This is a genomic window from [Actinomadura] parvosata subsp. kistnae (assembly GCF_900323885.1).
Classification (GTDB): Bacteria; Actinomycetota; Actinomycetes; order Streptosporangiales; family Streptosporangiaceae; genus Nonomuraea; species Nonomuraea composti.
Genome location: NZ_OOHJ01000022.1, coordinates 1 through 23,009, shown reverse-complemented (window position 1 = coordinate 23,009; position 23,009 = coordinate 1). Strand labels below are relative to the sequence as shown.

Sequence of the window (23,009 nt, the reverse complement as noted above, 5' to 3'; positions counted from 1 at the left end):
TCTGACCTGCGGTAACGCAACGGAAACCGATGATGAAGACGGTTCGAATCAGTTGACGGTGGGGAGAAGTGGAGTATGGTGGTGCGCAGTGGAGAGCCCGGTGCACCAGCGCTGAGCGCTTCACGAGGCACGGGAGGTGGGGCCGATGTTCCTCGGCACCCATCAACCGCGTCTGGACGACAAGGGACGGCTGTTCCTGCCGGCTAAGTACCGTGAGGAGCTGGCGGAGGGTCTTGTGATCACCAAAGGCCAGGAGCGATGCCTCTACGTGTTTCCCGTGGAGGAGTTCCAGCGCATTACCGAGGCTCTCAGCACCGCCCCGGTCACCGCCAAGGCGGTGCGTGACTACAGCCGCGTCTTCTTCGCCAGCGCGTCCGACGAGAAACCAGACAAGCAAGGACGCATCACGATCCCGCAGAGCCTGCGTCAATACGCGGGGCTGGAGCGTGACTGCGTCGTCATCGGGGCCAACACCCGGCTGGAGATCTGGGACGCACAGGCCTGGGACACCTATCTCAGTGAGCAGGAGCAGGCGTTTTCCGAGCTGTCGGAGGAGGTGCTGCCAGGGATCTTGTAGTGACCACGGTCGATCCGTCGGTGATGTCGTTCGGCGAGGTCTCCACCCGCAACCACTGTCTGCCAGCTGATGCACCTTCCCCGGTGTCAGATGGCAGGCGTCCACGAAGAGGGTGCGGATGGGGACCTGGCCGGGCGGCTCCGGGTGGGGACCCAGGAAAGGACCGGCGAACGATCGATGAACGCGTCATCCGCGAGCAAGGACGCGAGAGGGGGGTTGGAGATGAGTGACGACGCCGGCATCGGCGGTCACGTTCCGGTGATGCTCGAGCGCGTTCTGGAGCTGCTCGGCCCCGCACTCTCCGGGCCCGCACCCGTCGTCGTCGACGCCAACCTCGGGCTCGGCGGCCACTCCGAGGCCCTGCTCGCCGCCTACCCGTCGCTGCACCTGATCGGCATCGACCGCGACCCTTTCGCCATCGACTTCTCCACCCGCAGGCTCGCCCCCTACGCTGAGCGCACCACGCTGGTCCACGCCTCCTCCGCCGACCTGGCCGACGTGCTGGCCCGCACCGGCCGCACCGCGATCGACGGCGCCCTCTTCGACCTCGGCGTCTCCTCCCCGCAGCTCGACGAGGCCGAGCGCGGGTTCGCCTACTCCTACGACGCGCCGCTCGACATGCGCATGGACACCTCCCAAGAGCTGACCGCCGAGCAGGTCGTCAACACCTACAGCGCCGCGGAGCTGACCCGCATCCTGCGCGACTACGGCGAGGAGAGATTCGCCCCGCGTGTCGCGAGCCTGATCATCAAGGAACGCGCCAAAGAGGCAATAACGTCGACGAAGCGGCTGGCGGACATCGTCCGCGACGCCATCCCCGCCGCGACCCGGCGCACCGGGGGAAACCCCGCCAAACGCACTTTCCAGGCACTGCGCATCGAGGTGAACGCGGAGCTGTCCGCCCTGGAGGCGGCGCTGCCCGCGGCACTCGACGCGCTCGTGCTCGGCGGGAGAGTCGTCGTGCTCTCCTACCACTCACTCGAGGACCGGCTCACCAAGCAGGCCCTCACGGCGCGAACCAGGGACACCAGCCCCCCCGGGCTGCCCGTCCCGCTACCGGCTCACCAGCCGAGGTTCCGCCTGCTGACGAGGGGAGCGGAGCTCCCAAGCGACGAAGAGCTCGCCCGCAACCCGCGGGCGGCCTCGGCCCGGCTACGGGCGGCAGAGAGGATCCGTGTTGACGACTGAGCAGGAGACCGGCAAGGGCACGCCCGGCCGCCGCACCGTGCCCAAGACGGGCACGCGCCGCTCGGCGACCACGCAACAGCCCAAGCCGCGTCCCCGTCCCGACACCCGGCACGAGCCCGAGGCCAAGCGCTCGGCCGCCGAGCAGGCCCGCGCCGACGCCGCCGGGAGACGGCCGGCCGCCGAGCGCGCCCGCGGTGACGCGAGCGGCACGGCGCCGGCGCGCGCCCGCGGCACCGCCGGTCGTGAGGCCGGTGAGCGGGTGGGCGGTGCCGCCGGTCGTGAGGCGCCGGCCGCTGAGCGGGTGCGGAGCAAGGGCCGCGGCACGCCGCTCGTCGAGCGGGTGCGCGGCCAGGCCGCGAGCCGGCGGCCGGTGGGCGGGCGCCCGCGTGCCGAGGCAGGGCCGGGCCGTCCCGCGCCGCGGCGCCGTCCCGCGCGCCGGCAGCGGGCGCCGTTCGTGCTGCTCGTCGTCGGGCTCCTCTGCGGCGGCCTGGTGAGCCTGCTGCTGCTCAACACCATGCTCGCCAAGGACGCCATCACCGACGCCACCCTGCGCCAGGAGATCGCGGAAGCACGCCTGCAGAACGAGCAGATCGACCAGAAGTACCAGCTCAAGACGCAGCCCGAGAACATCGCCGACCTCGCCGAGAAGCAGGGCTACAACCGCGACTGGGACGAGGTCAACAGCTGGAGCAGCGCGGGCGACCAGGCTAGCCAGGTGGACACGGAGCGGTGAGGGAATCAGGCGGCAGGGGGCAGGGTCCCGGCCGCGGCGCTGGCGGCGCCGGCTCTCAAGGAGGGCCCGGCGCCGCTCGTCGTACGCCGGGAGGTCCGGGCCGGACGGGACGCCAAGGGGGCGCCTCCCGATCTGACGGCACCCGATCTGATGGCACTGGGCGTCCGGCGTCGCCGGAGAACCCGCCGCGACGCCCGCGCGACCCCCTCGATCTGCCGTTCGGGCCCGACGCGTTCGGCCGCGACGAGGACCGCGACCGCCCCGACCGCACCGGCCGCGACTCCGGTGACGACGCGCGCGGTCGTTCCGGGCGTGACCCGGGCGATGACGCGCGCGGCCGTCCGGGGCGTGACTCCGGCGACGAGGGGCGTGGCCGGGCGCGGCGCGACCGGGGTGACGACGCCCCTGACGCGCGCGACGTGCGCGGCCGTTCGGGGCGCGAGCGTGGGGACGACGTGCGGGGCCGGTCCCGGCAGGAGCCGGCCGACGGCGCGCGCAAGCGGCCCGCGACGACGGCGACGGCCCGCGCGGGCGGGGCGCTCAGGGGCGTGAGGACGCCGAGCGGCTCAAGGGGCGCGTGCAGGGGCGTGACGAGCGGGCGCGCGGCCGTTCAGGCGATCGGGCCGGCGACAGGGCTGACGACCGGCCGGCCGGTTCGCGCGGCCCGGCCTCCGGTGGCGCTGGAGGCCGTGGGACCGCCCCAGGCGGTACACGGGGCGCCGCGTCCGGTGGCGCTGGGGGTCGCGGTGCGGCGTCCGGCGGTGCTGGGGGTCGCGGTGCCGCGGCCGGTGGCGCTGGGAGCCGCGGTGCCGCGGCCGGTGGTGCCGGGAGTCGCGGTGCCGGACCGGTGGGCGCGGGTGCCGCGGGTGCCGGAGCGCGCGGGGCGCGGCGGGAGCCCGTCCGGGAGCGGCCGGAGCCGGGCCGTACCAGGCCGGAGGCGGGGCGTACCAGGGCGGAGGCCGGGCGGGCCGGCGGGGAGGCGCGCGAGCGGGCGGCGCGCAGGGGCGGCGACGTCCCGCCGCCGCGCGGCCCGCGCAGGCCGCCGCCCAAGCCGCCGCGCCCGCCACTGGTGCTGCGGCTGGGCAGCCCGCGCAGGCGGATCAACTTCGGCCTGATCGGCATGACGTTCGTCCTGTCGATCTTCGCGGGCCGCCTGATCCAGATGCAGGGCCTCGATTCCAAGGTGTACGAGGCCGCCGCGGCCGACCAGCGCCAGCACACGGAGACGATCCCGGCCAAGCGCGGCTCGATCACCGACGTCAACGGCCACGACCTGGCGGTGACGGTGGAGGCCCGTGAGGTGTCGGTCGACCCGACGAAGGTGCCGGCCGCGGTGCGTCCGAAGATCGCCAAGATCCTGGCGCAGCAGCTCGGCAAGGACGAGCAGGAGATCAACGCCAAGCTGGCGAAGACGGGCACCCACTACCAGCTCCTGGCCAGGGACGTCGATCCCGTGGTGGCCACCCGGCTGCTGCAGGCGCGCGAGCTGCCCGCGCTGTCGGCGAAGAAGACGTACAAGCGGTTGTATCCGGCGGGCGACCTGGCGGGCAGCCTGATCGGGTTCGTCGGCGACGAGGGCAACGGCCTGGGCGGCATGGAGCAGGCGAAGAACTCGCTGCTGGCCGGGCGCGACGGCGAGCAGCGCGTGGAGACGGGCCGCGACGGCCAGCGCATCCCGATGACGAGCAGCCAGCGCACCGCGCCGGTGGACGGCCAGGACGTGCGGCTGACGATCGACCGCGACATCCAGTGGGCGGCCCAGAAGTCGATCGCCGAGGAGGTGCGGAAGTCCGAGGCCGACAGCGGCACCGTGATCGTCATGGACGTGCAGACGGCGCAGATCATCGCCATGGCCAACGCCCCCGAGCTCGACCTGAACAACTGGCGCAAGGCCCCCGAGTCGCGCTACATCAACAAGGCCGCCGCCGACGTGTTCGAGCCGGGCAGCACCAACAAGGTGATCACCGCCGCCGCCGCGCTGGAGGCCAGGGTGGTGACGCCCGACACGGTGTACCAGGTGCCCGACAGCATCAAGTGCTATGACCAGGTGCTGCGTGACGCCCACGCGCACAAGGTGGAGGCGCTGACGTTCCGCCAGGCGATGGCGCAGTCGAGCAACGTGGCCACGGTCATGGCGGCGCGCAAGGTCGGCAGCCAGAAGCTGTACGAGATGCTGAAGGCGTTCGGTTTCGGCACGGCGCCGGGCGGCGGCGTGCCGGGCGCGGAGGCGGGCCTGCTGCCCGACTACCGCAAGTGGTCGGGCAGCCAGAGCTGTACGGTCGCCTACGGGCAGGGCGTGTCGGTGACGGCGTTGCAGATGGCCAGCGTCTACCAGACGATCGCCAACGGCGGCGTGAAGATCGAGCCGCAGATCGTGGCGGGCACGACGGACGCTTCCGGCAGGTTCGTCCCGGCGGCTCCCGGTAAGCAGACCAGAGTGGTGAGCGAGACGACGGCCAAGGAGATCGCGACGATGCTGGAGAGCGCGGTGGGCGAGGAGGGCACGGGCCAGCTCGCCGCCATCGACGGTTACCGGGTGGCGGGCAAGACGGGCACGGCCAACCGCTACGATGCTGAGCTCGGCCGTTACGACGGTTACACGGCCTCGTTCGTGGGGTTCGCGCCGGCCGACAAGCCGCGGCTGGTGGTGCTGTCGGTGCTGCAGAATCCGAAGAAAGGCCACTTCGGCGGGCAGTTGGCGGCCCCCGTGTTCAAGGATGTGATGACGTTCGCCATCAAGAGCAAGAAGATTCCTCCCACAGGCTCCGCCGCGCCGACGGTGCGTACGCGCGCCGGACAGTGACCAGGGAAGGTACGCTCTCGCCGTGCGTCCCCCGTCGTCTATGCGTCCCACGACCAGCCCGCCTCGCCCGCTGACCGGGCTCGCGACCATGCTCGACGCCGATTCGGGCACTTCGAGGTCGCCTCATGCCGCGCTGACCGGCGTCACCATCGACAGCCGTAACGTCAGACGCGGTGACCTGTACGTCGCGCTGCCCGGCAACCGGGTGCACGGCGCCACGTTCGCCGCCGACGCGATGGCGCGCGGCGCGGTGGCCGTGCTCACCGACCGCGCCGGCCGCGACGCGGCCGTGGCCACCGGGCTGCCCGTGCTCATCGTGCCCGACCCGCGCGCCCTGCTCGGGCAGATCTCGTCCTGGGTGTACGGGCAGCCGGCCCACGACATCCAGGTCCTCGGTGTCACGGGCACCAGCGGCAAGTCCACCACCACGTTCATGCTGGAGGCGGGCCTGCGGGCGGCCGGGCACCGGGCGGGCCTGGTGGGCGGCGTCGAGATCCACGCGGGAGACCTGCGCTTCCAGCCCACGCTGACCACGCCGGAGGCCAGCGACCTGCACGGCCTGTTCGCGCTGATGCGCGAGGAGGGCGTCACGGCGGCCGCCATGGAGGTCTCCAGCCACGCGCTCGCGCTGGGCCGGGTCGACGGCATCTACTACGACGTGGCCCTGTTCACGAACCTGTCGCAGGACCACCTCGACTTCCACAAGTCCTTCGAGGAGTACTTCGCGACGAAGGCGAAGCTGTTCCAGCCGGAGCTGAGCCGCGTCGGGGTGACGAACCTCGACGATCGTTACGGCCGGGAGCTGCTCGACCTGGCAAAGGTGCCGATGACGACGTTCTCGGCGCTGGGCGACCCGGAGGCGGAGTGGCGGGCGGTGGAGGCCAGGCTGGGCTCCGACGGCAGCACGTTCCGCGTGGTCGGGCCCGGCGGGGTGGAGGCCGACGCGAGCGTGGCGCTGCCCGGCCCGTTCAACGTGGCCAACGCGCTCGGCGCGATCGTCACGCTCGTGGAGGCCGGGGTGCCGCTGCACACGGCCGTGCACGGCGTCGGGACTCTCACCGGGGTGCCGGGGCGCATGCAGCGCGTCACGGGCGCCCACGACGACTTCCAGGCCGTCGTGGACTACTCGCACAAGCCGGGCGCGGTGGAGTCGGTGCTGCGCTCGCTGCGTACGGTCACCGAAGGCAAGTTGACGATCGTGCTCGGCTGCGGCGGCGACCGCGACAAGGGCAAACGCCCGATCATGGGGGAAATCTCCGCCGAGCTGGCGGATGTGGCCATTTTCACGAGCGACAATCCGCGCTCGGAGGATCCACTGGCCATCCTCGCGACGATGATGGAGGGAGCGCTCCGCGTTCCGCAGCACGACCGCGCTCATGTGATCATTGAGCCCGACCGCGCGGCCGCCATCGGCCTGGCGATCGCCCGGGCCGGGCGCGGCGACGTGATCGTCGTAGCAGGCAAGGGTCACGAGCAGGGCCAGTACGTTTCAGGCGAGGTGATCCCCTTCGACGACCGCGAAGTGGTCGCCGAAGCGATCGACGCACGCAAGGAAAGCAGGAAGCACTAATGATCCCGTTGCCTCTGGCCAGGATCGCCGAGATGACCTCGGGCGCCCTGTCGGGCATGGCCGATCCCCGCGCGGTGGTGCGCGGGCCCGTCGTGATCGACTCGCGGGCCGTAGAACCGGGATCCCTGTTCGTCGCCATCAAGGGCGCGCGGGTCGACGGTCACGACTTCGCCGCGCAGGCCGTCCGGGCCGGAGCCGTCGCCGTGCTGGCCACCAGGCCGGTCGAGGCGCCCGCCGTGATCGTGCCCGACGCCGCCGCCGCGCTCGCCGCGCTGGCCGCCGCGCAGGTCCGCATGCTCCCGAACGTCACCGTCATCGGCGTGACCGGCTCGGCCGGCAAGACCAGCACCAAAGACCTGCTGGCCCGGCTCACCGCCAGGGTCGGCGCCACCATCGCCCCCAAGGGCAGCTTCAACAACGAGCTGGGCCACCCGCTGACCGTGCTGCGCGCCGACCTCGACACCCGCTACATGGTGCTGGAGCTGGCCGCGCGCAACATCGGCCACATCAAGGAGCTGACCCGCATCGCGCCGCCGCAGATCGGCGTCGTGCTCAACGTCGGCACCGCGCACCTCGGCGTGTTCGGCGGCAAGGAGGCCATCGCCAAGGCAAAGGGCGAGCTGGTGGAGGCGCTGCCGCGGGCCGGCGTGGCGGTACTCAACGCCGACGACCCGTTGGTGCGCGGCATGGCCTCCCGTACGGACGCGCGGGTCACCTACTACGGGCGCGGCGAGCAGGCCGCGATCAGGGCCGAGGGGGTCGTGGTGGACGCGCGCGGGCGCGCCTCGTTCACCCTGTGCACCCCGTCGGGCACCGCGCACGTGGCGCTGAAGCTCTACGGGGAGCACGCCGTCGAGAACGCGCTCGCCGCGGCGGCGGCCGCCTACGAGCTGGGCCTGCCGGTCGCCACGATCGCCGAGGAGCTGTCGGCGGCCACCCCGAGCAGCCGGTGGCGGATGGAGGTCACCGACCGGCCCGACGGCGTCACCGTGGTCAACGACGCCTACAACGCCAACCCCGACTCCATGAAGGCGGCCTTCTCGGCGTTCGAGGTGCTGGGCAAGGGGCGGCGGCGCTTCGCGGTCATCGCGGCGCTGCGGGAGCTCGGCGACGACGGGCCCGCGCTCAACACCGAGCTCGGCCGGCTGGCCGGCGGGGCGGGGCTGGCGGGGCTGATCATCGCGGGCCCTGATGCCGAGCCGGTCCTGGCGGGCGCGCACGAGGCGGCCCAGCGGGCCGCCCAGGCGGGCGGGCCCCGGGAGGGCCGGGCGGCCCGGCTCCGGGGACGCGGATCGTGCACGTGCCCGACGCCGAGGCGGCGGCGGCCGAGCTGGCCGCGTGGCTGCGCCCCGGTGACGCGGTGCTGATCAAGGGACCGCGCGCCATGGGGCTGGAGCGCACGGCCGAGCTCGTGCTCGGGGGTGCCACCCAGTGACCAACATCATCATCGCCGGTGCGGTGGGCCTGATCCTCTCGATGCTGGGCACCCCGCTGGCGATCCGGCTGTTCTCGCGGCGCGGCATCGGCCAGAACGTCCGCGAGGAGGGCGTGCAGGCCCACCTCGGCAAGAAGGGCACGCCCACGATGGGCGGCATCGTCTTCGTGCTGGCCGCCCTGCTCGCCTACGGCGCGTCCCACCTGGCCATGCTGGAGCCCCCGACCGTGTCGGGCATGCTGGTGCTGTTCCTGATGACGGGGCTGGGCGCCGTCGGCTTCCTCGACGACTTCATCAAGATCTACAAGCAGCGCAGCCTCGGCCTGCGCAGCGGCGCCAAGGCGCTCGGCCAGCTCGTCGTCGGCGCGGTCTTCGCCGTCCTGGTGACCCGCCAGCCGAACGTGTACGGCATCACCCCCGCCGAGACCCGCGTGTCGTTCCTGCGCGACATCGGCCCGTCCATCGGCATCGTCGGGTTCACCATCTGGGTGCTCATCATGATCGTCGGGTTCTCCAACGCGGTGAACCTCACCGACGGTCTCGACGGCCTGGCCAGCGGCGCCACCGGCGCGGTGCTCGCCGCGTACGTGCTGATCGGCAACTGGCAGCTGCGCAACAACTGCATCGACCAGCTCGGCCCCAACTGCTACTGGGTGCGCGACCCCCTCGACCTGGCCGTGGTGGCCGCCGCCGTGCTGGGGGCGCTGATCGGGTTCCTGTGGTGGAACGCCCCGCCGGCCAAGATCTTCATGGGTGACACCGGGTCGCTGGCGCTGGGCGGCGTGCTGGCCGGGCTGGCCATCGCCACCCGTACGCAGCTGCTGCTGATCATCCTCGCCGGCCTGTGCGTGGTCATCACGCTGTCGGTCATCATCCAGGTCGGGTCGTTCAAGATGACCGGGAAACGTGTGTTCAGAATGGCCCCCCTGCAGCATCACTTCGAGCTCAAGGGCTGGGCCGAGACCACGATCGTGGTCCGCTTCTGGCTGATCGCGATCCTGTGCGCGGCGCTCGGGCTGGGGCTGTTCTACGTGGAGTGGATGCCCAAGTAATGAGTTACACCTGTGTGGCCGGGCTCGGAGTGTCCGGCACCGCCGTGGCGAAGGTGCTGGCCGCGCGCGGCGAGCGGGTCGTGGTCGTCGAGGCGGCGGAGGGCGAGCGGCAGCTCGCCGCCGCGGCCGAGCTGGCCAGGATCGGCGTGGAGACCCGGTTCGGCGAGCCGGCCCTGCCCGAAGGGGTGACGCGGGTGGTCACCACCGGCTGGGCGCCGCACCACCCGCTGATCGCCGCCGCGCTGGCCGCCGGCGTCGAGGTCGTCGGCGAGGTGGAGCTGGCCTGGCGCCTGCGGCCCGGGCAGGCCGCCCCCTGGCTGGCGCTCACCGGCACCAACGGCAAGACCACCGCCGTCCGCATGCTCACCGCCATCCTCCAGGCCGACGGCCGCAAGGCCCTGGCCGTGGGGAACGTGGGCGTGCCCGTCGTGCAGGCCGTCGGAGAGCCGTACGACGTGCTGGCCGTCGAGCTGTCCAGCTTCCAGCTGCACTGGTCCGGCACGCTCGCCCCGCACGCCGCGGCCGTCCTGAACGTGGCGCCCGACCACCTCGACTGGCACGGCTCCATGGAGGCGTACGCCGCCGCCAAGGGCCGCATCTTCGAGCGCGCCGGCACCGTGATCTTCAACGCCGACGACCCCGAGTCCGCCCGGCTGGCCGCCCCCTACCCCGGCGCCGTCGGGTTCACCCTGCGCGTGCCCAAGCGGGGCGAGATCGGCGTGGTGGAGGACCTGCTGGTGGACCGGGCGTTCGTGGCCGACCCCGTCGAGGCGGCGGAGGAGCTGGCCACGCTGGCGGACATCCGGCCCTTCGCGCCGCACAACGTCGCCAACGCGCTGGCCGCCGCCGCCCTGGCCCGCTCGCTCGGCGTGCCCTCCGAGTCCGTCCGCCAGGGCCTGCGCGACTTCGTGCCCGACCCGCACCGGCTGGCCCACGTGGACCGGATCGGCGAGGTCGACTACGTCGACGACTCCAAGGCCACCAACCCGCACGCCGCCGCCGCGGCGCTGGCCTCGTACCCGTCGATCGTGTGGGTGGCGGGCGGCCAGCTCAAGGGCGCCGACGTCGACGACCTGGTACGCCAGGCCGCCCCCCGGCTGCGCGGCGCCGTGCTGCTCGGCGCCGATCGCGCCAGGATCGCCGAAGCCATCGCGCGACACGCGCCGAATGTCCCGCTCGTGGACATCCCGGATCGGGACACTGGTGCGATGGAAAAAGTCGTCACCGAAGCCGCGCGGCTGGCCTCCCCGGGAGACACCGTGCTGCTCTCCCCGGCGGGGGCTTCGCTCGACATGTTCGCGAACTATCCGGCGCGGGGGGAGGCCTTCGCGCGTGCCGTACGTGGCCTGAGGACGCGACACCATGAGCACGAGCGCTGAGAGCGCCCCGGGCGCGAACCCGCAGGGCTGGCTGCGCGAGCAGCTCGGCGCGCTGAAGGAGCTGCTCGACCGGCCGCTGACCACCTACTACCTGATCATCATGTGCAGCGCGCTGCTGCTCGCGCTCGGGCTGATGATGGTGCTGTCCGCCTCCAGCATCGAGGCGCTGCAGAAGACCGGCAGCCCGTTCTCGTGGTTCATCAAGCAGTCGCTGTCGGCCGCGGTCGGCGTGCCCGTCATGTACGTGTGCTCCCGCCTGCCCGTCAAGTTCTTCCGCTGGGCCGGCTACCCGCTCATGGCGCTGTCGATCATCGCGCTGGTCATGGTGCTGTTCATCGGCTCGTCCGAGCTGGGCGCGCAGCGCTGGATCTACATCGGCCCGCTGACCATCCAGCCGTCCGAGCCGGCCAAGCTCGGGCTCGTGCTGTGGGGCGCCGACCTGCTGGCCAGGCGGGCGCGGCAGGGCCGCATCGAGTGGCGGCAGCTGCTGATCCCGCTCATGCCCGGCACCGCGATCCTGGCCGTCATGGTCATGCTCGGCCGCGACCTCGGCACCACGCTCGTGCTGTTCATGATCTTCCTGTCGCTGCTGTGGGTGGTGGGGGCGCCGGTCAAGCTGTTCGGCGGCATCATGGCGCTGGCGGTGCTGGCCGCGGTCATCATGATCAGGGTGGAGCCGTACCGGATGGCCCGCATCGGCGCCTTCCTCGACCCGTGGGCCGACGCCCAGGGCGCCGGCTACCAGGCCGTCCAGGGGCAGATCGCCATGGGCTCCGGGAGCTGGTTCGGGCTCGGGCTCGGCAGCAGCCGCCAGAAGTGGAGCTGGCTGCCCCACGGCGAGAGCGACTTCATCTTCGCCATCGTCGGCGAGGAGCTGGGGCTGATGGGCACGCTCATGGTCGTGGCCCTGTTCGGGCTGCTCGGCTACGCGGGCCTGCGCGTGGCCATCCGGGTCAACGACGCCTTCATCAGGCTCGCCGCCGCCGCCATGGTGGCCTGGATCGTCGGCCAGGCGACCGTCAACATGGGGGCCGTGCTCAGCGTGCTCCCGATCACCGGCATCCCCCTCCCGCTGGTCTCGTACGGCGGCTCCGCCCTGCTGCCCACGCTCGCCGCGCTCGGCATGCTGCTGTCGTTCGCCAAACGGGAGCCCGGCGCACGCGAGGCCTTGGCCGCTCGTGGCCCCGGACCGGCCGCCCGGGCCCTAAGCTGGCTTGGCCTGGGGGGTACGTCCAGAGGCCGAGCGACACGTTAGGGAGTGACCGAGATGAGGGTGGTCCTCGCCGGTGGGGGGACGGCCGGGCACATCGAGCCCGCGCTCGCCCTTGCGGACGCGCTGCGTCATCTAGACCGCAGCGTCGGCATCACCTGCGTGGGCACGGAGCGCGGCTTGGAGACGCGGCTCGTGCCTGCCAGGGGCTACGAGCTGGAGCTGGTGCCGGCCGTGCCGCTGCCCAGGGCGATCACTCCGAGCCTGCTCACCGTGCCGGGCCGGCTCGCCGGGGCGATCAACGCCACCGCGGCGATCCTCGACCGGGTCAAGGCCGACGTCCTCGTCGGCTTCGGCGGCTACGTCGCCACCCCGGCCTACCTGGCGGCCAAGCGGCGCGGCGTGCCGATCGTCGTCCACGAGGCCAACCCGCGCCCCGGCCTGGCCAACCGGCTCGGCGCCCGGCTGACCGACCACGTCTTCAGCGGGTTCCCCGACGCCGCGCTGCCCAAGGCCGAGTTCATCGGCACGCCGCTGCGGCGCGAGATCGTCACGCTCGACCGGCTGTCCACCGGCGACAAGGCGCGCTCCTGGTTCGGGCTGGAGAACGACCGGCCGACGCTGCTGGTGTTCGGCGGCTCGCAGGGCGCGAGGTCGATCAACGAGGCCGCGCTCGCCGCCGCCCCCGCGCTGCGCCGGGCCGGCATCCAGGTGCTGCACGTGCTGGGCCCGAAGAACACCGCCCCGCACGAGCCACCGCCCGGCGACCCCCAGTACGTCCTGCTGCCCTACGTCGACCGGATGGACCTCGCCTACGCCGCCGCCGACCTGGCCCTGTGCCGCAGCGGCGCGCTGAGCTGCGCGGAGCTGACCGCGGTCGGGCTGCCCGCCGCCTACGTCCCGCTGCCCTACGGCAACGGCGAGCAGCGGCTCAACGCCGAGCGCATCGCCGCGGGCGGCGGCGGCCTGCTGGTCGACGACGCCCAGCTGTCACCCGAATGGATCATCCACAACCTGCTGCCCATCCTCCGCGACCCCGAGCGGGTCGCCGTCATGTCGGAGGCCGCCTCCAGACTGGGGAGGAAGGACGCCGATATCATGCTTGCCAGGAAAGTGTTGGAGATAGCCCGATGAGTCTCGTGAAGCTGGTCGACCCCGTGTCCGTCGAAGAGTTGGGCCGGGTGCACTTCATCGGCATCGGCGGCGCCGGCATGTCGGGCATCGCCCGCATCCTGCTCAAGCGCGGCGTGCGGGTGACCGGCAGCGACGCGCGCAGCTCCGAGCTGATCACCGAGCTGCGCGAGCTGGGCGCCACCGTGCACATCGGCCACGCCGCCTCCCACATCAGAGACGTCGACACCGTGGTCGTCTCCACCGCCATCCGCGACTCCAACCCCGAGCTGGGCGAGGCGCTCAAGCAGGGGCTGCGCATCATCCCGCGGGCCGCCGCGCTGGCCTCCGTCATGGCCGGGCGCACCGCCGTCGCCATCGCCGGCACCCACGGCAAGACCACCACCACCTCCATGCTCACCGTCGCGCTGCAGAAGTGCGGCGCCGACCCGTCCTACTGCGTGGGCGGCCAGCTCGTCACCACCGGGCTCGGCGCCGACGACGGGCAGGGCCGGATGTTCGTCGCCGAGGCCGACGAGAGCGACGGCTCCTTCCTCATGCTCGCCCCCGACATCGCCGTCGTCACCAACGTCGAGGCCGACCACCTCGACAACTACGGCGACCCGCGCGCCGTCCACGACAGCTTCGCCCGCTTCGCCGACCGGGTCGGCTCGCTGCTCATCGCCTGCGCCGACGACCCCGGCGCGGCCGAGGTGGCGCGGCGGGCCAGGGAGCGCGGGCTGCGCGTCAAGACCTACGGCCTCCAGGGCGACGACTACCGCGTGTCCGGCGTCCGGCCCGACGGGTTCGGCACCGTCTTCGCCATCGAGGGGCGGGGCGAGGTGCGGCTGGCCGTCCCCGGGGCCCACAACGCGCTCAACGCCACCGCGGTGATCGCCGTGGCCGACGAGCTGGGGCTGCCGTTCGAGGAGATCAGGGAGGGCCTGGGGGCCTTCACCGGGGCCAAGCGGCGCTTCGAGGCCAAGGGCGAGGCCGGGGGCATCGCCGTGTTCGACAGCTACGCCCACCACCCGACCGAGCTGACCGCCGACCTCAAGGCGGCGCGCGACGTCGTCGCGTCCTACTCCGGCACCGGGCGGGTCATCGCGATCTTCCAGCCGCACCTCTACTCGCGCACCCGGTTCTTCGCCGACGAGTTCGGCGCGGCGCTCGGGCTGGCCGACGAGGCCATCGTCCTCGACGTGTACGGGGCCAGGGAGGATCCCGAGCCCGGGGTGTCGGGGGCCATGGTCGCGGGGCGGGTGCCGCTGCCGCCGGAGCGGGTCGCGTACGCGCCGGACCGCTCGGCGGTGCCGGGGCTGGTGGCCGAGCGGGCCCGGCCCGGCGACATCGTGCTGACGATGGGGGCGGGGGACGTGACCGAGCTGGGGCCGCAGATCGTGGCCCGCCTGTCCTGACGCCCCGACGCCGGCCCGCTCGGCTCCTGACGCCGGCGTGCCGCGCCCCCGACGCAGGCCCACTGGGCCCTCGACGCCGGCCTGCCGCGCCCCCGCCGCCCGCCCGCCGGGCTCCCGACGCAGGTTCGCCGGGTGCTCGACGCAGGTCCGCCGGGTGCTCGGCTGTGGGGCGCCGGAGGGCGACGCCTCTCCGGCGGGCCACCCCTCGAAGGACCTCAGCCCGTGCGGTGGCGCGGGCGGTGCTGGACGGCGAAGGGTGCGCCGCGGCGGCGACCCGGACGGTCGGTGTTTGGGCGTGGCGCGCGGGTGTAGGGCCGCGTGTCGGCGTAGGTTCGGTGCCGACATGAGCCGCGTGTGGTGGGGAGGGCGATGAAGGCGCGCACGGCGTTCCTGGTACTGCTGACGGCAGGGGTGGTGGGATCGGCCGCGTGGCTGGTGTTCTTCTCGCCCGTGCTCGGCGTACGCTCGATCGAGATCGTGGGAAATCTCACAGTCCCCAGCGAGCGCATCGAGCAGCAGGCCGGCGTGGCGGATCTGCATCCCCTCGCCACCGTGAACCTCGCCGACGTCCAGACCCGCGTCCTCGGCATCAGACAGCTCGCCTCCGCCAAGGTCGACCGGATCTGGCCGGGCACGCTCAGGATCGAGGTGGTCGAGCGCGAGCCGGTCGCCGCCGTCCCGGCGGGCGACAAGGTGGCGATCGTCGACGGCCAGGGCGTGGTGATCGAGCTGAGGCAGACGGCGCCGCCCATGCTGCCGCTGCTCAAGGTGGACCGCCCGCAGCAGGGCGACCCCGCCATGATGGCGGCGCTCAAGGTCGTGCAGGCGGTGCCCGACGAGGTGGCGGCCAAGGTCAGGCAGGTACGCGCGGGCACCGCCGAGGGTGTCACGCTGGTGCTGTCGGACGGCCGTACCGTGCTGTGGGGCGGCCCCGACCGTCCCGAGGAGAAGGGCCGCATCCTGAGCACGCTGCTGAAGCGCGAAAGGTCGGCCACGATGTACGACGTCAGCTCGCCCGACGTGGTGACCCTGAAGTGATCGTGATCGTCAGGGTCTGGCAACTCAGCGGCAAGGGCATCGCCGAGCCTGTGCGAGGCGGGGGTCGCGACGTGAGAGCCTGTAAGCCGGACTTTCGGCGAAGGAGGGCCGCCACCAGGCGAGACTGCGGAGCGAAACGGACAGCCCGCGACACGCCGGACGTGCTTGCGGCGCGGTTAGTTGACCCGCCTGGAGCGTAACTCCTACTGTCCGTATCAATCCTCAGGTTGACATAAATCTAAATCTCAACCTGAGGTTGAGAGTTACCCGAACTAACAAAAAGCGGAGACAATCCGCACCGAAATGGCAAGTCAACGAGCGGAAAGGCCCCTCGTCGTGGCAGCACCGCAGAACTACCTCGCGGTCATCAAGGTCGTCGGCATCGGCGGCGGCGGAGTCAACGCCGTCAACCGGATGATCGAGGAGGGACTCAAGGGCGTCGAGTTCATCGCGATAAACACCGACGCCCAGGCGCTGCTGATGAGTGACGCCGATGTGAAACTCGACGTGGGCCGCGAGCTCACGCGCGGACTGGGCGCGGGCGCCAACCCCGACGTCGGCCGGAAGGCGGCCGAGGACCACCGCGAGGAGATCGAGGAGGTCCTCAAGGGGGCCGACATGGTCTTCGTCACGGCGGGTGAGGGCGGCGGCACCGGCACGGGCGGCGCCCCCGTCGTGGCCAACATCGCCAGATCGCTCGGCGCGCTCACCATCGGTGTCGTGACCCGGCCGTTCAGCTTCGAAGGACGGCGCAGGGCCTCGCAGGCGGAAGCGGGCATCGAGACGCTGCGCGACGAGGTCGACACCCTCATCGTGATCCCCAACGACCGGCTGCTGTCGATCTCTGACCGGCAGGTGAGCGTGCTCGACGCGTTCAAGGCCGCCGACCAGGTGCTGCTGTCGGGTGTGCAGGGCATCACCGACCTCATCACCACCCCCGGTCTGATCAACCTCGACTTCGCCGACGTCAAGTCGGTCATGTCGGGCGCCGGCTCCGCCCTCATGGGCATCGGCCACGCCCGCGGCGACGACCGCTCGGTGGCGGCGGCCGAGATGGCGGTCTCCAGCCCGCTGCTGGAGGCCAGCATCGACGGCGCCCACGGCGTGCTGCTGTCGATCGCCGGCGGCTCCGACCTCGGCCTGTTCGAGATCAACGAGGCGGCCCAGCTCGTCTCCATGGCCGCCGCGCCCGACGCCAACATCATCTTCGGCACGGTCATCGACGACGCCCTCGGCGACGAGGTGCGCGTGACCGTGATCGCGGCCGGCTTCGACGACGTGCCAGGCCCCGCGGAGAAGCAGGCGCCACGCCCGATGGGCCGCGCGCCCGCGCCGCCGTCCGCGCCCGCTCCTGCGTCGCCTCCGCGGCCCAGCGCGGCCGCCCCGAGCATCAAGTCCGAGCCGCCCGCGCCGCGCCCTGAGCCGCGTCCTGAGCCCCGTCCTGAGCCTCGTGCGGACTTCCGGCCCGAGCCGCGCCCCGAGCCGCGTCCCGAGCCGCGCGCGGACTTCAGGCCGGAGCCGCGTGCCGAGTTCAGGCCCGAGCCGCCCCGCCCCGAGCCGGTGCGCCCCGTCGAGCCGGTGCGCGACACGCCGCGCGAGCCGCTGCGCGAGGCCGTGCGTGACTCCGGGCGTGACACCGTACGTGACTCCGTGCGCGACTCCGGGCCCGCCGACGACCCGGCCGACGAGCCGTCCGGCCCCGTCTCGATCCCCCGGCCCGCGCCCGAGCCCGCCAACCCGCCCACGCCCATCACCTCCCGCATGTCGGAGCCGCCCAAACGTCCTCGAGTGATCTTCGAGGAGCAGGAAGAGGAACTCGACGTTCCCGACTTCCTCAAATAGCCGTCAAGTAGCCGCGCCTGACGCCGCTCCCCCCAGGGACACGGGAGCGGCGCCGTCGTGCGTACGTCGAGCACGGTGTGCGTACGTCAAGCACGGTGTGCGTCCGTGATGCCGGCGAGGACACCTGAGTGAGGGGGAGAGGCACGTGAGAAGGGACGAGATCGCGGCCGGTCTCGCCGAGGTCGACGCGCGCATCACCGAGGCGTGCCACGCGGTGGGGCGCGACCGGGGCGAGGTCACGCTGATCGCCGTCACCAAGACGCGACCGGCCGAGGACGTCCGCGTCCTGGCCGAGCTGGGCGTGCGCGACGTCGGCGAGAACCGCGACCAGGAGGCCGCGGTCAAGGCGCGCGAGCTCGCCGACCTGCCGCTCACCTGGCACTTCGTCGGCCAGCTGCAGACCAACAAGGTCCGCTCCGTGGTCGGGTACGCCGACGTGATCCACTCCGTCGACCGCCTCAGGCTGGTGGAGGCCATCAGCAAGGAGGCGGTGCGCCAGGGCCGCAGGATCGGCTGCCTGGTGCAGATCGCCCTCGACGACGACCCGGCCAGAGGCGGGGTGCGCCCCGCCGACCTGCTGGAGCTCGCCGACGAGGTGGCGCTGGCCGAAGGGGTGTGGCTCGGCGGCGTCATGGCGGTCGCGCCCCTGGGGGAGGACCCCGCCAAGGCGTTCGCCCGGCTGCGCGACCTCGCGCTGCGCCTCCAGGAGCAGCACCCCAGGGCCACCATGATCTCGGCGGGGATGAGCGAGGATCTCGCCGAGGCCATCGCCTACGGCGCGACACACGTACGGGTCGGTACGGCGTTGCTCGGTCGTCGCAAGCCCTTCGTCAGGTAATGTCCCCTCAAGTGGGTCTTCAGGCCCATGACCAAGTAGAGGTCGAGCAGCGGTGAGCTCCAAGGGGGTACGGCTACCGCCTCGGACACGGCGACGGGCCCGAGCGAGTGCGACCATGAGCAGGAGGACGACGTAGCGATGGCCGGCGCGATGCGCAAGATGGCGGTCTACCTCGGTCTCGTGGAGGACGACCGCTACGAGAGGTACGAGACCTACACCGACGACTACCCCTACGACGACGACGTGCAGCGGCCCGGCGAGGAACGCGCCGTCGCGGTCCAGGAGCGCGAGGACGAGCCCGAAGCGGGGGTCCCCGCGCCGAGACCCACCACGACCATCGTCGAGCGCCGTACGACCGATCTGGCCCGCATCACCACCCTGCACCCCCGCACGTACAACGAGGCCCGGACGATCGGCGAGCACTTCCGCGACGGCACCCCGGTCATCATGAACCTGACCGAGATGGTTGACAGCGACGCCAAGCGGCTCGTGGATTTCGCGGCAGGTCTGGTCTTTGGCCTACACGGCAGCATTGAACGTGTTACCAACAAGGTGTTCCTGTTGTCCCCTGCCAATGTCGAGGTGACTGCCGAGGACAAGGCTCGAATCGCGGAACGCGGGTTCTTCAACCAGAGTTAGAGTCTCTGTATGCCTATCGGACCCAACCCGGTCTCACCGAGGCCGGGAGGGCACATCAGAAGTGGAGGCGCGGCCGGGCCGTGGAGATCATCGGTGGGATCTTGGTCGTTGTCCTGTCTCTCTATTTGGTGCTGCTCATCGGCAGGATGATCTTTGAGACGGTGCAGGCTTTCGCCCGCCAGTGGCGGCCTTCCGGCGTCGTCCTGGTGCTGGCGGAGGCCACCTACACCGCGACGGACCCACCCCTCAAGTTCCTCCGCCGTTTCATTCCTCCGCTCCGGTTGGGTACGGTGGCCTTTGACCTAAGCTTCACTGTCCTGTTCATCGTGGTCCTGATCTTGATCCAGATCGCCGGGACCCTGCGATGACCGGGCCGGTGAGGCGCCGGTCGTGATCCAACTCGTGTCCGCGCTGAAGTGATTCGGGTTACCGTCCTCCGGACAGACTCCAAGCGCGCCAAGGAGACCAAAAAATGCCGCTGACGCCCGCTGATGTGCGGAACAAGCAGTTCAGTACCACCCGGCTCCGGCCGGGCTACGACGAGGAAGAGGTCGACGCCTTCCTCGACGAGGTGGAGGCTGAGCTCGACCGCCTGATCCAAGAGAACGAGGAGCTCCGCGCGAAGCTGGCCGAGTGCCTGCGCGGGAAGGTACCGGGCGGCATGAACATGCCCATGGCCTCCGCCCCGGTCCAGGAGCAGCCCAAGCCCGAGATGATGGCGCCGCCGCAGCCGGAGCCCATGCGGGCCCCCGAGCCGCCGCCGGTGCAGCAGCAGCCGCCGGTCCCCGTGGCGATGAGCATGCCTCCCGCCGAGGACAACATGGACACCGCGGCCCGCGTGCTCGCGCTCGCCCAGCAGACCGCCGACCAGGCGATCGCCGACGCCCGCCGCGAGGCGGACGAGACCGTCACCCGCGCCCGCCGCGAGGCCGACGAGATCCTCACCAAGGCCCGCCGCCAGGCCGAGCAGGTCATCGGCGACGCCCGCGCCCGCGCCGAGACGCTCGAGCGCGACGCCCAGGAGCGCCACCGCCAGGCCATGGGCTCGCTGGTCCAGACCCGCGACGAGCTCGAGCGCAAGGTCGAGGAGCTGCGCAGCTTCGAGCGCGAATACCGCAGCCGGCTCAAGCTCTACCTGGAGAACCAGCTCGCCGAGCTCAACGTCTCCGCCGAGGGCAGCGGCGGGTTCCCGGTCATGTCCGGTGGTCCGCAGGGTCAGGCCCCCGCCATGTCGCACGCCGTGCCCCAGGGCGGCCAGCCGCCTCTCCCCGGTGGCCCGAGCCCGTTCGGCGGCGAGGCACCGCAGGGCGCCTTCCCCGGCAGTGACGGTCCGCACAACGACCGCCGGTAGAGTAAAGGGTCACTAGGACCTGTCACTCGAAAGAGCCCCCTGTGATCCTTATCAGTGCTGGTTTGGTGCTCGCGGCAGTGGTTCTGCTGATCGCGGGCTTCGTACTGGCGAAGCCGTTCCTGATCATGTGGTCCATCGTGGTCAGCGTGCTGTCCGCGCTGTTCCTGGTGATCGGGGCTTTCCTGCGGCGCAACGAGCTTTTTCCCGGAGGTGGGCAGGCCGCTGCGCCGGCCACCCCCCCGAAGGGGCTCACGCCGCCCGCGCCGCCGTACAACCAGACCGGTCCGATGGCTCACCAGCAGCATCCGCAGCCACGGCAGCATCCGCAGGCGCCTCCCCACGCGCCGCAGCGGACGGCGACCGCACCGGCCCCCGGTCCGCGCCGTCCCGCGCCGGGCGGCATCTCGCCGGACGCGATCGTGCTGGTGATCCCCGGACGCAAGCGCTACCACGTGCCCGGCTGCAGGCAGCTGATCGGCCGGGATCACGAGGAGCTCACCTACGAAGAGGCACGCGAGGAGGGCTTCACGCCCTGCACGGCGTGCCTGCCGGACGCAGCGCTCGGCGGACGGCAGCTACCACCTGCCGCCGACCCCGAGCCCGCCGTCACCTCCGGCCCCGCCGACGTTCCCACGGCGAGCAGGGCCGAAAGCTCCGCGGAGACCCGCGACGCACGTCCGCCGGTCGCCCCGCCGAAGCCCGACACCAAGGCTTCCACCCCCAGCCCGGAGCCTGCCGCCTCCCACGAGGAAGGCGCCACCGGGTGGTTCGGCCGATCCCCCGCCGCCCCCGCGGCCGGCCAGGCCAAGGCCCCTCGTCCGCCGCCCCCGAGCCCGGCTCGGACGACGAGCAGGCGGACGACGCCCAGACTTCCTACTTCCGGCCGCCGCCCTTCGCGCGCAAGGCCGACCCCGCGTCCGGCGAGGCCGCCTCCGACGAGACGGAGACCTCCCCGGCCAACGCCCGCCCGACCCCCAAGCCCTCCCGCCCCTCCACCGCCAGTCCCGAGCAGCCCGGAACGAAGCCCGTAACCGGCCCCAAGCCCGCAGCCGGTACGAAGCCCGAGTCCCGGCCCGGTCAGGCCCCGTCGTCCGGCCAGACCGCCGGCCAGACGTCCTCCGGCCAGCCCGCCGGCACGCCTGAGCGGCCCGGTGGCAAGCCGACGCAGACCGGTGGCAAGGCCGGGCAGTCCGGCGACCAACCGGGCCAGGCCGGCGGCAAGCCCGAGCAGGCGGGTGGCAAGCCGACCCAGGCCGGCGGCAGGCCCGAGCAGGCTGGCGGCAAGCCTGAGCAGCCGGGTGGCAAGCCGACGCAGACCGGCAGTGCCGCCGCGCCGCGGCCCGGTGCGGCGGGCAAGCCGGGGCAGGCGGGCGGCAAGCCTCAAACACCCGACGCCAGGCCGCAGACCGCCGGCGCCGGGCCTGAGACGTCCGCCGGCGCCAAGCCGCAGACCTCCGGTGGCAAGCCTCAGACATCCGCCGAGACCAAGACCGCGAGCACCGGTGAGCAGCCGCAGAGCCCGGCCGGCCGGCCCCAGCCGTCCGGCGGCAAGGGCGAGCAGGCCGGTGGCCGGGCCGGGGTGGCGTCCGGGGTGGCCGCGTGGAAGGTCGACGACGATGACGTGTCGGGGCCCGACACGGCGCCGCAGCCCCGAGTGACCGCGTCCGGCATGCCGGTGACCGAGACGTCGTCCGGCGAGTCAGCCACCAAGCGCCCGTCCGGCCGTATGGAGGAGCCGCCCGCGTCGGGGGAGACCGTGGTGCTGCACGAGCGGCCCGCGTCCTCGGCCGAGTCGACCGCCAAGCCCAAGGGCCCGCTGCCCCCGGGCGCTCGCGCCAAGCCGTCCAAGCCCGCGACCGCTCCGGGATCGTCCGCACCTGGAAAGCCCAAGTCCAGCACGTCCGACCCCGAGCCCGAGCGCCCGCCCGCCCCAAGGCAGGGGTCTCCAAGGGCGAGCCGCCCAAGAACGCTGCCGGCGGCGCGGCTACCGGAAAGCCGGGTGAAGAGCCCACCAAGGGCGATAAGGGGGAACGACAGGGCACGGTGAAGGTCATCATAGGCACCCGCCGTTACCACAGCACCGCCTGCCCGTTGATCCGCGGCGCGGGCGAGACCGGCGTGGAGACGATGACACTCGCCGCCGCCGAGGCAGCCGGACTGACCAGCTGCTCGGTGTGCCAGCACGACCGCGAAACGGTCGGCTGAGCCCACCACCTGAGCTCCACCACCAAGGCCTCCAGCGTCCTGCCGGGGGCCTTTCGGCATTCCGGCCTGGCGGAGGGGGCGGCGGGCGGGCTCCTGCTAAGGCGCGGGCCACGGGGTGCAGGCCACGCGGTGTGGGCCACGCAGGGTGCGGGCTTTGCTGGGAAGGCACCAAGGCGAGTGCACGGGGCGCGAAGAGCGAGGGCGCGGGGGCGCCGGACCGGGATCCTGCCGCTGTACGGCTGCGGCTATACGGCTGCGGAGTGCACGTGTGCGCGGCGTACGAGAGCGGCGCGAATGAAGTGCTCGGGCGTGTGAGAGTGCGGCGCGGTGCACGAAGGTCGAGGGCATGGGGGCGCTGGACGCGCTGGGCGCAGGCGGGTGCAGTGGCGCACGGCCACGGGTGGGGGCCACAGGGTGCGGGGGCACAGGATGCGGGGGCCACAGCGGCGCGCGAACACAGGGCGCATGGGTGCAGGCGCGCTGCGTGCGGACCGGGCGAGGCTGGGGCGCGGTCACAGGATGCAGGCGCAGGGCGCAGGGCGCAGGGCGCGGGGGCAGGGCGGTGCGGGCGTCCACAGCCCCCTGCGCCGGGCCGGCACGCCCTCGCGCCACCACGCCGCG

Annotated in this window: 18 protein-coding genes and 1 pseudogene; all 19 read left to right on the top strand. The window is 72.5% G+C overall.

Annotated features, from left to right (window positions below; translation table 11 throughout):
• Nucleotides 1–145: 145 nt before the first annotated feature.
• The 19 genes and pseudogenes from mraZ (at nucleotide 146) to KIS93_RS42730 (ending at nucleotide 22,388) form a co-directional block, all read left to right on the top strand.
• Entirely contained in the window at nucleotides 146–577 is a 432-nt protein-coding gene (gene mraZ, locus KIS93_RS42820; protein WP_080041066.1) for a division/cell wall cluster transcriptional repressor MraZ, read from the top strand.
• Nucleotides 578–799: 222 nt separating this feature from the next.
• Entirely contained in the window at nucleotides 800–1,765 is a 966-nt protein-coding gene (gene rsmH / locus KIS93_RS42815; protein ID WP_080047031.1) for a 16S rRNA (cytosine(1402)-N(4))-methyltransferase RsmH, read from the top strand.
• The gene (locus tag KIS93_RS42810) at nucleotides 1,755–2,498 is read left to right on the top strand and encodes a hypothetical protein (RefSeq protein WP_080041065.1); all 744 of its coding nucleotides are present in this window, start codon (nucleotides 1,755–1,757) and stop codon (nucleotides 2,496–2,498) included. Before rsmH ends, KIS93_RS42810 begins: the two co-directional genes overlap by 11 nt.
• Nucleotides 2,499–3,567: 1,069 nt before the next feature.
• Nucleotides 3,568–5,301: a peptidoglycan D,D-transpeptidase FtsI family protein gene (locus KIS93_RS42805; protein WP_471633770.1), complete on the top strand. Its 1,734-nt coding sequence runs from the start codon at nucleotides 3,568–3,570 to the stop codon at nucleotides 5,299–5,301.
• A gap of 40 nt (nucleotides 5,302–5,341) precedes the next feature.
• Nucleotides 5,342–6,871: a UDP-N-acetylmuramoyl-L-alanyl-D-glutamate--2,6-diaminopimelate ligase gene (locus KIS93_RS42800; protein WP_080041064.1), complete on the top strand. Its 1,530-nt coding sequence runs from the start codon at nucleotides 5,342–5,344 to the stop codon at nucleotides 6,869–6,871.
• Nucleotides 6,871–8,306: pseudogene (locus KIS93_RS42795) on the top strand (UDP-N-acetylmuramoyl-tripeptide--D-alanyl-D-alanine ligase). Before KIS93_RS42800 ends, KIS93_RS42795 begins: the two are co-directional and overlap by 1 nt.
• Nucleotides 8,303–9,358, top strand: coding sequence for a phospho-N-acetylmuramoyl-pentapeptide-transferase (gene mraY, locus KIS93_RS42790; RefSeq protein ID WP_080041062.1), 1,056 nt, complete (start codon nucleotides 8,303–8,305; stop codon nucleotides 9,356–9,358). The pseudogene KIS93_RS42795 and the gene mraY overlap by 4 nt, the downstream one beginning before the upstream one ends.
• On the top strand, nucleotides 9,358–10,737 hold the full coding sequence (gene murD / locus KIS93_RS42785; RefSeq protein ID WP_080041061.1) for a UDP-N-acetylmuramoyl-L-alanine--D-glutamate ligase: 1,380 nt from the start codon (nucleotides 9,358–9,360) through the stop codon (nucleotides 10,735–10,737). Before mraY ends, murD begins: the two co-directional genes overlap by 1 nt.
• A complete protein-coding gene (ftsW, locus tag KIS93_RS42780; RefSeq protein ID WP_080041060.1) occupies nucleotides 10,721–11,992 on the top strand; it encodes a putative lipid II flippase FtsW in 1,272 nt (423 codons plus the stop codon). Before murD ends, ftsW begins: the two co-directional genes overlap by 17 nt.
• A gap of 12 nt (nucleotides 11,993–12,004) precedes the next feature.
• Entirely contained in the window at nucleotides 12,005–13,081 is a 1,077-nt protein-coding gene (murG, locus tag KIS93_RS42775; RefSeq protein WP_080047029.1) for an undecaprenyldiphospho-muramoylpentapeptide beta-N-acetylglucosaminyltransferase, read from the top strand.
• On the top strand, nucleotides 13,078–14,475 hold the full coding sequence (gene murC / locus KIS93_RS42770) for a UDP-N-acetylmuramate--L-alanine ligase (protein ID WP_080041059.1): 1,398 nt from the start codon (nucleotides 13,078–13,080) through the stop codon (nucleotides 14,473–14,475). Before murG ends, murC begins: the two co-directional genes overlap by 4 nt.
• Before the next feature lie 369 nt (nucleotides 14,476–14,844).
• Complete coding sequence (locus KIS93_RS42765) at nucleotides 14,845–15,513, top strand: cell division protein FtsQ/DivIB (RefSeq protein WP_080041058.1); 669 nt, start codon at nucleotides 14,845–14,847, stop codon at nucleotides 15,511–15,513.
• Nucleotides 15,514–15,849: 336 nt separating this feature from the next.
• On the top strand, nucleotides 15,850–17,355 hold the full coding sequence (ftsZ, locus tag KIS93_RS42760; protein ID WP_080041057.1) for a cell division protein FtsZ: 1,506 nt from the start codon (nucleotides 15,850–15,852) through the stop codon (nucleotides 17,353–17,355).
• Between the two features lie 145 nt (nucleotides 17,356–17,500).
• Entirely contained in the window at nucleotides 17,501–18,193 is a 693-nt protein-coding gene (locus KIS93_RS42755) for a YggS family pyridoxal phosphate-dependent enzyme (protein ID WP_080041056.1), read from the top strand.
• Between the two features lie 138 nt (nucleotides 18,194–18,331).
• Nucleotides 18,332–18,832 carry a cell division protein SepF gene (locus tag KIS93_RS42750; protein ID WP_080041055.1) on the top strand — a complete coding sequence of 167 codons (501 nt, stop codon included), beginning with the start codon at nucleotides 18,332–18,334 and terminating at the stop codon, nucleotides 18,830–18,832.
• A gap of 80 nt (nucleotides 18,833–18,912) precedes the next feature.
• On the top strand, nucleotides 18,913–19,200 hold the full coding sequence (locus tag KIS93_RS42745; RefSeq protein WP_080041054.1) for a YggT family protein: 288 nt from the start codon (nucleotides 18,913–18,915) through the stop codon (nucleotides 19,198–19,200).
• A gap of 104 nt (nucleotides 19,201–19,304) precedes the next feature.
• Nucleotides 19,305–20,183 (top strand): DivIVA domain-containing protein, encoded by an 879-nt coding sequence (locus tag KIS93_RS42740; protein WP_080041053.1) that lies wholly within the window; start codon nucleotides 19,305–19,307, stop codon nucleotides 20,181–20,183.
• 763 nt (nucleotides 20,184–20,946) lie between these two features.
• The gene (locus KIS93_RS42735; protein WP_186404756.1) at nucleotides 20,947–22,230 is read left to right on the top strand and encodes a hypothetical protein; all 1,284 of its coding nucleotides are present in this window, start codon (nucleotides 20,947–20,949) and stop codon (nucleotides 22,228–22,230) included.
• The gene (locus KIS93_RS42730; RefSeq protein WP_186404755.1) at nucleotides 22,227–22,388 is read left to right on the top strand and encodes a hypothetical protein; all 162 of its coding nucleotides are present in this window, start codon (nucleotides 22,227–22,229) and stop codon (nucleotides 22,386–22,388) included. The genes KIS93_RS42735 and KIS93_RS42730 overlap by 4 nt, the downstream gene beginning before the upstream one ends.
• Nucleotides 22,389–23,009: the final 621 nt, after the last annotated feature.

Coding starts and splice junctions, on each gene's coding strand:
- KIS93_RS42765 (WP_080041058.1), top strand. CDS start 14,845: ATGAAGGCGCGCACGGCGTTCCTGGTACTGCTGACGGCAGGGGTGGTG.
- mraZ (WP_080041066.1), top strand. CDS start 146: ATGTTCCTCGGCACCCATCAACCGCGTCTGGACGACAAGGGACGGCTG.
- murG (WP_080047029.1), top strand. CDS start 12,005: ATGAGGGTGGTCCTCGCCGGTGGGGGGACGGCCGGGCACATCGAGCCC.
- murC (WP_080041059.1), top strand. CDS start 13,078: ATGAGTCTCGTGAAGCTGGTCGACCCCGTGTCCGTCGAAGAGTTGGGC.
- KIS93_RS42800 (WP_080041064.1), top strand. CDS start 5,342: ATGCGTCCCACGACCAGCCCGCCTCGCCCGCTGACCGGGCTCGCGACC.
- rsmH (WP_080047031.1), top strand. CDS start 800: ATGAGTGACGACGCCGGCATCGGCGGTCACGTTCCGGTGATGCTCGAG.
- ftsW (WP_080041060.1), top strand. CDS start 10,721: ATGAGCACGAGCGCTGAGAGCGCCCCGGGCGCGAACCCGCAGGGCTGG.
- KIS93_RS42750 (WP_080041055.1), top strand. CDS start 18,332: ATGGCCGGCGCGATGCGCAAGATGGCGGTCTACCTCGGTCTCGTGGAG.
- murD (WP_080041061.1), top strand. CDS start 9,358: ATGAGTTACACCTGTGTGGCCGGGCTCGGAGTGTCCGGCACCGCCGTG.
- KIS93_RS42740 (WP_080041053.1), top strand. CDS start 19,305: ATGCCGCTGACGCCCGCTGATGTGCGGAACAAGCAGTTCAGTACCACC.